Genomic DNA, 12,007 nt, shown 5'->3' on the forward strand with positions numbered 1-12,007 from the left:
GGCGTTCAGCCGCGGAACCAGTGTTGCGGCCGGGGTTGGATGTTCTGCCAGATGTGCTTGGGCTCTCGGTACTCGTCCAGGCCGGTCGGTCCCAACTCCCGGCCCACGCCCGAGTGTCCGAAGCCACCCCATTCCGCTTGCGGCACATAGGGGTGGTAGTCGTTGATCCACACCGTGCCGTGCCGCAGCCGCCGGGCGACCCGCTGGGCCTTCCCAGCGTCCTGCGTCCAGACGGCGCCGGCGAGTCCGTACTCGGTGTCGTTGGCGATGCGTACGGCGTCGTCCTCGTCGGTGAACCGCTCGACGGTCAGCACCGGCCCGAAGGACTCCTCGTGCACCACCCGCATGTCCTGCGTGCACGCGTCGAGCACGGTCGGCGGGTAGAAGTGCCCGTCGGCGAGGGCGAGTTCGACGGGCCGCTCACCACCGCAGCGCAGCACGGCGCCCTCGGCGATCCCGGCCGCGACATACGCCTCGACCTTCTCCAGGTGCTGCGCGGAGATCAACGCCCCGGTCTCGGCCTCGGGATCGAAGGGCCCGCCGAGCCTGATCTGCCGCGCACGCCGCACGACTTCGTCCACGAACCGGTCGTGCAGCGAGTCCTCGACGATCAACCGGGCGCCGGCCGAGCAGACTTGGCCCGAGTGCAGGAAGACGGCCGTGAGCGCGAAGTCCACGGCCGTCTCGAAGTCGGCGTCGGCGAAGATGACGTTGGGGTTCTTGCCGCCCAGCTCCAGCGCCACCTTTTTCACGGTCGCGGCGGCGGTGGCCATGATGCGTTTGCCGGTCTCAAGGCCCCCGGTGAAGGAGACCATGTCGACGGCGGGGTCCTCGGAGAGCGGCGCCCCCGCCTCGGGTCCGGCACCGAGCACGAGATTGGCGGCACCGGCGGGAAGCCCGGCCTCCTCCAGCGCGCGCATCAGCAGGATGGAGGTGGAGGGCGTCAGCTCGCTCGGCTTGAGTACGACCGTGTTCCCCGCGAGGAGCGCCGGAGCGACCTTCCAACTGGCCTGCAACAGTGGGTAGTTCCAGGGCGTGATGAGCCCGCACACGCCAACGGGCTCGTAGACGACCCGACTTACGGCGTCGTCGCGTCCGGTGTCGATGACCCGTCCGGCGTCGGTGCCGCCGATCCCGCCGTAGTAGCGGAAACAGGAGACGACATCGGCGATGTCGTACTCGCTCTCCACCAGCCGCTTGCCGGTGTCCAGCGACTCGGCGCGGGCGAACTCCTTGGCGTCGCGCTCAAGGATGTCGGCGGTGCGCAGCAGCAGCGCGCCGCGCTCCCGCTCGGGGGTACGCGGCCAGGGTCCTTCGTCGAAGGCGCGGCGGGCGGCGGCGATCGCGGCCTCGGTGTCGGGACGCGTTCCCTCGGACACGGTCGCGGTGAGCGTGCCGTCGGCGGGACAGCGGATGTCGCGGTGACCGCCGGCCACCGCATCGCGCCATTCTCCGTCCACATACAGGTCTGCCACGTGTGGAGCCCTTCGAGCGAATTTCGTTGCGCATCGTGCACCGTATTGCTTGTGGTGGAACACCCTGGCGAATGTGCAGACATACGTCAAGGGGTTGGCAGATGACGATTTCGCCATGCCTCCCATTGCCCGGCCGCCCCTTGACCGCGAGCGGCGCCCGGCCCAACCATGTTGCGTATCGCTCACCATGTTGCGCAACACGCACCGACGGAGGCCGCCCATGTCCCCTCGACCGCACCCTGGCCGCGAATTCGTCCTCACCCTCTCGTGTCCGGACAGCGCCGGACTGGTCCATGCCGTGAGCGGCTTTCTCGTCCGGAACTCCGGCAACATCCTGGAGAGCCAGCAATTCGATGATCGGCTCAAGGGCCGCTTCTTCATGAGGGTCCACTTCGACGTTTCCGATCCAAACGCCGACCTGAAAACACTGCGTTACCGATTCGGCCCGGTGGCCGAGGCGTATCGCATCTCCTGGTCCCTCCGGGACGCCGCCACCCCCACCCGGACCCTGATCATGGTGTCCAAGTTCGGCCACTGCCTCAACGACCTGCTGTTCCGCAAGCGCACCGGCGCCCTCAACATCGAGATCCCGGCGATCGTCTCCAACCACCGCGACTTCGAGGGCCTCGCCGAGACATACGGCATCCCCTTCCACCACATCCCGGTCACCAGGGACACGAAGGCCGACGCGGAAGCACAACTCCTCGAACTGGTACGGGAGTTGGACATCGACCTGGTGGTCCTGGCCCGCTACATGCAGATCCTCTCCGACGACCTCTGCAAGCAGCTGGAGGGCCACGCCATCAACATCCACCACTCCTTCCTCCCCAGTTTCAAGGGCGCCCGCCCCTACCAGCAGGCGTACGACCGAGGGGTGAAGCTCGTGGGCGCCACGGCGCACTACGTCACGCCGGAACTGGACGAGGGCCAGATCATCGACCAGGACGTGGTCCGGGTCGACCACTCACTCGACCCGGAGGAGCTGGTGACGGTGGGGCGGGACGTGGAGGCGCAGGTGCTGGCGCACGCGGTGAAGTGGCACAGCGAGAGCAGGGTGATGGTGTACGGGAATCGGACGGTGGTGTTCCGGTGAGGGTGGGCTGTATACGGCTGCTGGGGGCGGGACTTGCGCAGGGGGCGGCACAATCCAGCCTGTCGCGGCAACGTGAAACGCGGGCCGACCCCCTCAGCCCGTCCGGCGTTCGAGGACGAGGCCGTTCAGGCCGAAGCGGGGGTTGGGGGGGGGGGGGGCCCCCCCGCCCCCCCCCCCCCCCCCCCCCCACAACCCCCCCCCCCCCCCCCCCCCCGGGGCGGGGGGGGGGGGGGGCGCCCGGGGGGGGGCGGGGGGGGGGGGGGGGCCCCCCCCCCCCCCCAACCCCCGACACCCTCAGCCTCTCAACGCCCGGCCCGCTTACCCCGCCTGCTTCCGCTGCGCACCCCGGTGCCGGTAATACACGGCCGAGGACGGATCAAGCGGCTTCTTGCCCAGGATGAGATCCGCCGCCTTCTCCGCGATCATCATCACCGGCGCGTAGATGTTCCCGTTGGTCACGTACGGCATCACCGACGCGTCCACGACCCGCAGCCCCTCCACCCCGTGCACCCGCATGCTGCCGGGATCGACGACGGCCATCTCGTCCGTGCCCATCTTGCAGGTGCAGGACGGATGCAGAGCGGTCTCCCCTTCCTTGGCGACCCACGCGAGGATCTCCTCGTCGCTCTCCACGGACGGCCCGGGCGAGATCTCCCCGTCGTTGTACGGGGCGAGCGCGGGCTGGTTGAGGAGCTTGCGGGCGACCCGGATCGACTCGACCCATTCCCTACGATCCTGTTCCGTGGACAGGTAGTTGAAGCGCAGCGCGGGATGCTCCAGCGGATCCTTGCTCTTGATCTTCACCGAGCCGATCGCGTCCGAGTACATGGGCCCGACGTGTACCTGGTAACCATGGCCACCCGCCGGCGACGAGCCGTCGTAGCGGACCGCGATCGGCAGGAAGTGGAACATCAGGTTGGGGTAGTCGACGTCCTCGTTGCTGCGGGCGAAGCCGCCGGCCTCGAAGTGGTTGGTGGCGGCGGGCCCCTTGCGGAAGAGCCATTGCAGGCCGATGAAGGGGGCACGCCACTTCGCCATGTACGGCTGCATGGAGACGGGTTGCTTGCAGGCGTACTGGATGTACACCTCCAGGTGGTCCTGCATGTTCTCGCCGACGCCCGGCAGGTCGTGGACGACGTCGATGCCGAGCGCGGTCAGCTCCTCCGCGTTGCCGACGCCCGAAAGCTGAAGCAGCTGGGGGGAGTTGATCGCGCCGCCGCACAGGATGACCTCGCGGGCGCGCACCTGGCGGACCTTGCCGCGATGCCGGTACTCGACACCGACGGCCTTCTTGCCCTCGAAGAGGACACGGGTGACCATCGCGCGGGTGGTGACGGTGAGGTTGGGCCGCTTCCGCACAGGCTTCAAGTAGGCCTTGGAAGCGGACAGTCGACGCCCCCGGCTGACGTTGCGGTCGAAGGGCGCGAAGCCCTCCTGCTGGTAGCCGTTGACGTCGTCGGTGCGCGGATAACCCGCCTCCTGCACGGCGTTGAGGAACGCGCCGAACAACGGGTTGGAGGCGGGCCCGCGTTCGAGGACGAGCGGGCCGTCGTGGCCGCGGAACTCGTCGTCGGGATCGGCCGCGAGGCAGTTCTCCATCCGCCGGAAGTACGGCAGACAGTGCGCGTAGTCCCAGCTCTCCATGCCGGCGTCGGCGGCCCAGCGCTCGTAGTCCATGGGGTTGCCGCGCTGGAAGATCATGCCGTTGATGCTGCTGGAACCGCCGAGCACCTTGCCGCGGGCGTGGTAGACGCGCCGGTCCCCCATGTGGGGCTCGGGTTCCGACTCGTACTTCCAGTCGTAGAACCGGCTGCCGATGGGATAGGTCAGCGCGGCCGGCATGTGGATGAAGACGTCCCAGGGGTAGTCGGGCCGCCCGGCCTCCAGGACCAGCACCTGGTTGCCCGGGTCCGCGGAGAGCCGGTTCGCCAGTGCGCTGCCGGCGGATCCACCGCCGACGATGACGAAGTCGTATTGCAGGGGAGCCATGATCTCTCGTCTCGCTCGCGCCGTAGATACGCGAGGCATGCTAATACGAGTATCGCTATACGCACTAGGTTGCGCGCCACGCAACCTGAGGGCACAGGTTTCCGCACTGTTTCCCGGCCCGAGTCCCGTTTTTCCAGCCCGAGTCCCGATCGGATCCCCGCGTTCCTCAGATGCTGAAGCGCTCCCTGCCGAGGAGGGGGCGCACCCGGGAGCGGAAGCCGGCCGTGCGGAAGGGGTGCTGGAGGAGGCCGGGGCGCAGGTGCTGGGCGAGTGCGGCGGCGATCATGCCCTGGCCGAGGGCGAGGACGGAGTCGCTGACGCGGCCGTTCGCGGTGTCGACGGAGTCCCGGAAGCCGTAGCGGTCGTCGTAGGCGCCGAAGTCCCGTGCCAGTGCGGTGAGGTTGGCGAGGGCCTCGGGCGCGGCGTACGGCAGGGCGAGGAACGAGGCGTGCGGGGTGACGACGCCGAGGGAGTTGTAGCCGTCCTCCTGCATGCCGATCGCGTCGACGCCGTACTCGCGGTAGCCGCCCTCGGGGATGTTGGCGGGCGAGAAGCCCCAGTAGCCGTACTTGGCCTCGTCCAGGCCGTGTTCGATCTGGCTGCGCACATAGCGCTGGTGGGTGGTGACCCACGAGTACGGCGACCAGGCGGCCTCGGGCACGAACAGCGGGACCATCAGCGCCTCGAACATCGAACCGCCCCAGGTGGGGACGAGCTTGCGGCCGCGGTAGGTGTAGTGACCCTCCCACACCCGTACGCCGTCGATCGTGACGTAGGAGCCCTCGGGTTCCTGTTCCTGTCCCATACCGGGCAGGAGGCTGCGGAACAGGTGCCAGTAGTGCTCGTCGGGGAGGGAGTTGTCGGCGATGCCGAGGTAACTGGCCATCCTGGGTTCGGTGTTGAGGGCGCCGTAGTGGTGGCCGGTGGGTTCGCCCTTGCCGGGCTTGTCCGGCCAGAAGCCGCCGCGCAGTTGACCGGGTCCGGCGACCGGATCGGCCGGGTCGCAGTTCCGGGTCGGCGTCGGCGGCGATCTTCAGTCCGGTGACCAGCCAGGCGTTGTCGACGGTGGAGAGGAAGGGGCGCAAGGGTCGCCTGTCCCGGGCCAACTGGTGAGGACCGAACCGTCTCCACACGACCGGCGCACCGTCCTGGTCACCGGCACCAAGCGCGGGCACGACCTGCGGGTGTGGGACCAGTGGCCGGCGCGATCCGGCAGATATCCCTGGATGTGGCCGTCACCTGCTTGGCCACCACAGGTTCCGACGTGATCGTCGGACACGACCACGGAGTTCTCGGACTCCCGCTCACAAGGCAGTGAACCGACCCCGTTCAAACCCACCGTCCGCGCCCCCAAATCTCTGACTGCCCGTCAGGACGCCTCACCAACTCGCCGATGAGCTAACCCAGTTGAGTTCCGCTCCCCTCAGCTTCGCCGCATCCACAGCTGGCGCGGCGTACGACGGTGACCAGGAGCATCAGCGACACGGGCTCCTTGTCGGACGCTCCGCTGAGTCGCTGTACGAGGAGTTCGGCCGCCTGCTACCCAGCCTCAGCATGGGCTGACGCACCGTCGTCAGGGCCGGCCGCACGAGCCGGCCGAGCGGGATTCCGTCGAAGCCCGTCACGACCACGTCCTCGGGGACGCGCAGCCCCCGCCGTTGCAACGCGTGCAGGGCGCCGACGGCCATCTGGTCGTTGGCGCGAAGAGGAGGGCCTCGGGCAGCGGGCCGTCGCGGTCGGCCAGAGCATCCACCGCGTCGGCCACGTCGGCCTGCCTCACTGGCGGCCGAGGCCCTCGCCGCCGGCCGGATCGTGGTGATCTACCCCGAGGGCGGACTCCCCCGCCGCGGGGACTCCGCCGACCGCGGACCCGGCAGCTTCCGCACGGGTCTGGCCCGCCTCGCGGTCACCACCGGCGCGCCCGTCGTCCCGCTCGGACACGCCGGTGCCCGCCGGATCGTCTCCGGCGGACGGGTCAAGCAGATCGCCGGTGTCGTCACCGCGCCGCTGCGCCGCCCGGACCTCCATGTCCGCCTCGGCGAACCCGTCCACCTCACCGGCGACATCGACGAGGCAACCGCACGCGCCCGCACGGCAGTTGAAGCTGCCTGGCAGCAGGCGGTCGGTCAACTGCCGTCCTCCCGCAGGGCGTCGAACCCGCAGGCGTGAGGCAGGGTAACGCGCCGACCATGACGGACCGCCGGCGCCGAACATCCCGGGACGCCGACCAAGTGGCATTGCCGGCGGACCCGGAGCGCTTCAAGGCGGCTACGGCGTCGTCCTGCCCTCCCGCGGAGAACCCTTCGCCCCACGGAACGGCACCCATGAACACCCGTCCGGCCTGCCCGAGGGCGACCGGATACAGTGCGCGAGACGGCAGCCCGGTCAGATAGGGGAAGCGTGACCGACACCAACAACACCCGCCCGGCCGATGGCGAAGTGCAGGCTCCGCGGCGGAGCCGACTGCTGCGCCTGATGCGCTACCTCCCTCTGATCGCCCCCGTCCTGCTGTGGGCCGTGCCCTGCTGGGTGCTCCTGTACACCGGCCAGCACTGGCCGTTGCCCGTCGCGCCGGCCGGCACCGCTCTGTTCGTCCTCGGCCTCGTCGCCATGCCGCTCGCGATGGGGCGCGGCCACGGCCGGCGTCAGCAGGACCGGGCCGCGATCGTCGGGGACACCCTGCTGGGCGCCAGTTGGGTGCTGTTCACCTGGTCGGTGCTGCTCGGCATCCTGCTGCGGCTCGCTCTGACCGTGGCCGGTGTCGGCGACGGCCAGGACCGGGCGCGCATCGTCACGTGGGCCGTCCTCGGCACCACCGCCGTGCTGCTCGCCTGGGGATACGCAGAAGCCCGCCGCGTGCCACGCGTGCGCCGCCTGGACGTCCAACTCCCGCGGCTGGGCGCCGGGTTGGACGGCACCCGCGTCGCCCTCATCACCGACACCCACTACGGCCCGCTCGACCGCGCCCGCTGGTCGGAGCGGGTGTGCGAGACGGTGAACACCCTGGAGGCCGACCTGGTCTGCCACACCGGCGACATCGCGGACGGCACGGCCGAACGCCGTCGCGCCCAGGCCGTCCCGCTCGGTACCGTGCGTGCCACCCAGGCCCGGGTGTACGTCACCGGCAACCACGAGTACTACAGCGAGGCCCAGGGCTGGGTCGATCTGATGGGCGAGCTGGGCTGGGAGCCGCTGCGCAACCGCCATCTGCTGCTGGAACGCGGCGGCGACACCCTCGTGGTCGCCGGCGTGGACGACGTCACCGCCGAGTCCTCCGGCCTGGCGGGCCACCGCGCCCACCTCGCCGGAGCCCTGAACGGCGCCGACCCCGACCTGCCCGTCCTGCTCCTCGCCCACCAGCCCAAGTTCATCGACCGGGCGGCAGCGGCCGGCATCGACCTCCAGCTCTCGGGCCACACCCACGGCGGGCAGATCTGGCCCTTCCACCACCTGGTCCGCATCGACCAGCCCGCCCTCGCCGGCCTCAGCAGACACGGCACCCGCACCCTCCTCTACACCAGCCGCGGCACCGGCTTCTGGGGGCCACCCTTCCGCGTCTTCGCCCCCAGCGAGATCACCCTGCTCGTGCTCCGCTCCCCGCACCCGCCCACCTCGCCGTAGCACTGGCCGGGCCGGCACGTCCACTGAGCGCACAACCTGTGCACAGATTCCCCGGAACTCCGGGGAACCCGCAGGTGGAAGCGGTACGCCTCCGGCGCATGAACCAGCAGCTACCAGGCGAAAAGACCTGATCAGAGTCCGCATCGTAAACAGGTTGTACCGCACTACGCGTATAGTTTCGCTGTGAGCAACTACAGTCCAGATACTGAAACGACAGGTTCGCAGTCCGGCGGAGTGCAGTCCGTGGACCGTGCCATCAGCGTGCTGGAGATCCTGGCCCAGCGTGGCGAGGCCGGTGTCAGTGAAGTGGCCGGCGAGATCGAGGTTCACAAATCGACCGCGTTCCGGCTGCTCGGGGCGCTGGAGGCGCGCGGTCTGGTGGAGCAGGCGGGCGAACGCGGCAAGTACCGGCTCGGCTTCGGGATCGTGCGGCTGGCCGGCGCGGTCACCGGCCGTATCGACATCACGCAGCAGGGCCGGCCGGTCTGCGAACGCCTCGCCGAGGAGATCGGCGAGACCGTCAACATCGCCGTCATGCAGGAGCAGTTCGCGATCAACCTGTACGAGGTCCGCGGCCCCGGCGCCGTCACCGCGCACAACTGGGTAGGAGAACTCACCCCGTTGCACGCCACCTCCAGCGGCAAGGCCCTGCTGGCCCACCTGCCCGCCAAGGAGCGCACCGCGCTGCTGGCGGAGGCCGGCCTGAAGAAGGTGACCCCGCACACCATCACCTCGAAGTCGAAGCTGGAGAAGAACCTCGCCGAGGCCCGGGAGCGCGGATACGCCTGGACGCTGGAGGAGTTGGAGCTCGGACTGCACGCCATGGCCGCCCCGGTCCGCAACCGCGACGGCGAGGTCATCGCGGCGGTCAGCGCCTCGGGACCGGCGTACCGGTTCACCGAGGAGCGCCTGCACGAACTCGCCCCGATTCTGGTCAAGGGCGCCGAGGAGATCAGCCACCGCATGGGCTACCTGGGCTGAAACCCCCTTGGCTCACCCCTGGTTGTTGATCCCCAGGCGCTCGTTCACCCAGTCGTGGAACGCTCCAATGTGGTGCTCGCTCGGCACCAGCACCCCGCCCTTGGCGTACATCCGGGAGCTCATCCCGGGCTGCGTACGCTCGCACGCCTCGAAGTCCTGACGGTTGACCCGGTCGAAGAGTTCCACGGACCGGCTGACATCCTTGCCGCTCTCGACGACGTGCGGGAGATAGAGCCAGTCGCACTCGACGATCGTGCGGTCGACGGCCACCGGGTACATCCGGTGGAAGATCACATGGTCGGGGACGAGGTTGATGAACACCTGCGGCTTGATGGTGATCGCGTAGTAGCGGCGGTCCTGGTCGTCGCTCACCCCGGGGATGCGGTCGAGGCCCTCCGAGCCGTCGACGGTGAATCCCCGCACCTCCTCACCGAACTCGGCGCCGTGGCCGACGTAGTACTGCGCGGCGTAGCCGTCGGCGAACTCCGGTAGCACCTCGGTGAGTTCGGGATGGATCGTGGCGCAGTGGTAGCACTCCATGAAGTTCTCGATGATGAGCTTCCAGTTGGCGCTGACGTCATAGACGATGCGCCGGCCCACCGAGAGGTGGTCGATGTCGTAGTGGTCGAGGGACTCCACGTCGCCGAGCCGGGTGACGACCTCGCTGATGACGTCCTCGTCGAACGACGGCGGGTTCTCCGCCAGGTTGACCCACACATAGCCGAGCCATTCGCGGACGGCGACGCTCACCAGGCCGAACTCGGTGCGGCCGACGTCGGGCATCTTGGTGAGGTTGGGCGCCGCGACGAGCTTGCCGTTCAGGTCGTACGTCCAGGCGTGGTACGGGCATTGGAAGGCGCGTTTGACCTCGCCGGTCTCCTCGGTGCAGAGCTTGGCGCCGCGGTGCCGGCAGACATTGAAGTAGGCGCGTACCGAGTTGTCGCGGGCGCGTGTGACGAGAATGCTCTCGCGGCCCACGTCCACGGTCCGGAAGGCGCCGGGCTTGGCGAGTTCGGAGGAGCGCACGGCACAGAACCACATCGTCTCGAAGATGCGCTCCTGCTCCTGCTCGAAGATTCCCGGGTCCGTGTAGGAGGAGCCGGGCAGGGTGGCGATCAGGCTGTCCGGCAGACTGGTCGAGGTCACAGAGCACTCCTCGGAGAACGTCGTGGGTCGGTCATTCACACGCCGGGAAGAGCGACTCCGGACGGCGTAGTTGAACGGTGTGCTTACGGGTCAACTCACCGTGGCGGCAAGCTGTTTGCGCCACCGCATGAACAGCCGCGGCTGGTTCATCGCGAGCACGGCGACCGGCTGCCCGGCACACCGGTAGACGGCGAGGAAACTGCGGTCGCCGGTGGCGCCCTCCTCGACGGTCACACTGTCGGCACCGGCCGCGTGACCGGCGAACTGGATCTTCACGCCGTACTGGTCCGACCAGAAGTACGGCGGCCGCGACGCCCCCGCCTCCACGGCACCCCACGACAACAAGGCGGCCACGGCCGCCTCGGGCCGCTCCCGCGCCCCGGTCCAGTGCTCGACCCGCCGGTGCGAACCCGCCCGCGGGTCGTACCAGTTGGCACAGTCTCCTACGGCGACCACACCGGCGAGGCTGGTCCGGCCGTCGGCGCCGCACTTGACGCCGTTGTCGAGCTCGACGCCCGAACCCTCCAGCCACTCGACGCAGGGACGCGCGCCGACACCGACAACGACCATGTCGGCGGGGACAGTTCGCCCGTCCTCCAGCAGCACCGCGTCGACGCGGGCCTCCCCGCTCAGCCCTTTGACCCCGACACCGCACAACAGCCGTACGCCGTGGGCCTCGTGGAGGGCGGAGACGATTCCGCCCATGGTCTCGCCGAGCGGGCCCGCCAGGGGGGTCGGTGCCGCCTCGATCACCGTCACGTCGAGTCCGAGGGCGTACGCCGTGGAGGCGACCTCGGCGCCGATGAACCCGCCGCCGATCACCACCAGCCGTCCGCCCAGGGCGAGTTCGTCGCGCAGGGCGCGGGCGTCGCCCAGGGTGCGCAGGGTGTGCACCCCGGCCAGTCCGTCCGTGCCGGGCAGGTTCCGCGCCACCGCGCCGGTCGCGACGACGACACCGTCGGCCCGCACCTCGCGCCCGTCGCCGAGGAGCAACACCCGCTCCGTACCGTCGACTTGGAGCCCGACGGCACGGGCACCGAGCAGCCACTCCGCCCGCAGGTCCTCGTCGTCCGTCTCCAGCAAGAGATCGTCTTCGGCGACGGTCCCGGCGAGGAACTCCTTGGACAACGGCGGTCTGTCGTAGGGGCGATGGGGTTCGTCGCCGATGACGACGAGCCGTCCGTCGTAGCCCTGTTTCCGCAGCGAGCGCGCCGCCGACAACCCGGCCAGCGAGGCGCCCACCACGGCCACGGTCCTCACGCGGGGCCCCCGGCGAGCCGGGCCGCGACGCAGGGCGGCAGGTTCGGGGCGTCCGTGGACGGCACGACGTAGATCATGCCGTCCTGGACCAGAACCTCGTGCGTACGCACCGGGCGCTTGGCCGGCGGGGCGTCCACGGCGCCGGTCCGCAGGTCGAACTTCGAAGCGTGCAGCGGGCATTCCACCTCGCAGCCCTCCAGCCAGCCGTCCGCGAGCGAAGCGTCCTGGTGGGTGCACGTGTCGTCGATGGCGAAGACCTCGCCGTCGTCGGTGTGGAACACCGAAACCGGCGGATCGATGTCGAGCCGGTAGGCCTCGCCTCGCGGCAGATCCACGAGAAGGCACGCGGGAATCATCATGACACCTCGGTGCGTATAGCGAAACGGATTGCGGTAAGCGCAACGTCAGTTTGAGGGCGGCCCCAAACCGTTGTCAAGGCATT

9 protein-coding genes and 2 pseudogenes are annotated in these 12,007 nt (G+C 69.5%); 4 read left to right on the forward strand and 7 right to left on the reverse strand.

Going from position 1 to position 12,007, the window contains the following annotated elements; all coding sequences use genetic code 11:
• Window positions 1-5 precede the first annotated feature (5 nt).
• Window positions 6-1,475: an aldehyde dehydrogenase family protein gene (locus ACGFY9_RS45055; RefSeq protein WP_393764369.1), complete on the reverse strand. Its 1,470-nt coding sequence runs from the start codon at window positions 1,473-1,475 to the stop codon at window positions 6-8.
• Between the two features lie 220 nt (window positions 1,476-1,695).
• Between ACGFY9_RS45055 and purU the strand changes: the two genes are divergently transcribed.
• Window positions 1,696-2,568 (forward strand): formyltetrahydrofolate deformylase, encoded by an 873-nt coding sequence (purU, locus tag ACGFY9_RS45060; RefSeq protein ID WP_393764371.1) that lies wholly within the window; start codon window positions 1,696-1,698, stop codon window positions 2,566-2,568.
• A 318-nt stretch (window positions 2,569-2,886) separates the two neighbouring features.
• Here purU and betA read toward each other — a convergent pair whose 3' ends face one another.
• The 3 genes and pseudogenes from betA to ACGFY9_RS45075 form a co-directional block, all read right to left on the reverse strand.
• A complete protein-coding gene (gene betA / locus ACGFY9_RS45065; RefSeq protein WP_393764373.1) occupies window positions 2,887-4,557 on the reverse strand; it encodes a choline dehydrogenase in 1,671 nt (556 codons plus the stop codon).
• Window positions 4,558-4,723: 166 nt separating this feature from the next.
• Window positions 4,724-5,683, reverse strand: a pseudogene (locus ACGFY9_RS45070) (glucoamylase family protein); the annotation flags it as partial.
• Window positions 5,684-5,955: 272 nt separating this feature from the next.
• Window positions 5,956-6,331, reverse strand: a pseudogene (locus ACGFY9_RS45075) (substrate-binding domain-containing protein); the annotation flags it as partial.
• A gap of 41 nt (window positions 6,332-6,372) precedes the next feature.
• Here ACGFY9_RS45075 and ACGFY9_RS45080 point away from each other — a divergent pair.
• The 3 genes from ACGFY9_RS45080 to ACGFY9_RS45090 all read left to right on the forward strand — a co-directional run bounded on the left by ACGFY9_RS45080 (window position 6,373) and on the right by ACGFY9_RS45090 (window position 9,159).
• The gene (locus ACGFY9_RS45080) at window positions 6,373-6,726 is read left to right on the forward strand and encodes a lysophospholipid acyltransferase family protein (protein WP_393764375.1); all 354 of its coding nucleotides are present in this window, start codon (window positions 6,373-6,375) and stop codon (window positions 6,724-6,726) included.
• 231 nt (window positions 6,727-6,957) lie between these two features.
• On the forward strand, window positions 6,958-8,178 hold the full coding sequence (locus ACGFY9_RS45085; protein WP_393764377.1) for a metallophosphoesterase: 1,221 nt from the start codon (window positions 6,958-6,960) through the stop codon (window positions 8,176-8,178).
• Between the two features lie 234 nt (window positions 8,179-8,412).
• Window positions 8,413-9,159, forward strand: coding sequence for an IclR family transcriptional regulator (locus tag ACGFY9_RS45090; protein WP_393764535.1), 747 nt, complete (start codon window positions 8,413-8,415; stop codon window positions 9,157-9,159).
• Window positions 9,160-9,171: 12 nt separating this feature from the next.
• Here ACGFY9_RS45090 and ACGFY9_RS45095 read toward each other — a convergent pair whose 3' ends face one another.
• The 3 genes from ACGFY9_RS45095 to ACGFY9_RS45105 all read right to left on the reverse strand — a co-directional run bounded on the left by ACGFY9_RS45095 (window position 9,172) and on the right by ACGFY9_RS45105 (window position 11,924).
• The gene (locus ACGFY9_RS45095; protein ID WP_393764379.1) at window positions 9,172-10,305 is read right to left on the reverse strand and encodes an aromatic ring-hydroxylating dioxygenase subunit alpha; all 1,134 of its coding nucleotides are present in this window, start codon (window positions 10,303-10,305) and stop codon (window positions 9,172-9,174) included.
• 90 nt (window positions 10,306-10,395) lie between these two features.
• Window positions 10,396-11,565, reverse strand: coding sequence for an NAD(P)/FAD-dependent oxidoreductase (locus ACGFY9_RS45100; RefSeq protein ID WP_393764381.1), 1,170 nt, complete (start codon window positions 11,563-11,565; stop codon window positions 10,396-10,398).
• The gene (locus ACGFY9_RS45105; RefSeq protein WP_266766476.1) at window positions 11,562-11,924 is read right to left on the reverse strand and encodes a bifunctional 3-phenylpropionate/cinnamic acid dioxygenase ferredoxin subunit; all 363 of its coding nucleotides are present in this window, start codon (window positions 11,922-11,924) and stop codon (window positions 11,562-11,564) included. Before ACGFY9_RS45105 ends, ACGFY9_RS45100 begins: the two co-directional genes overlap by 4 nt.
• Window positions 11,925-12,007 lie beyond the last annotated feature (83 nt).

This window comes from Streptomyces sp. NPDC048504 (assembly GCF_043200035.1).
GTDB lineage: Bacteria > Actinomycetota > Actinomycetes > Streptomycetales > Streptomycetaceae > Streptomyces.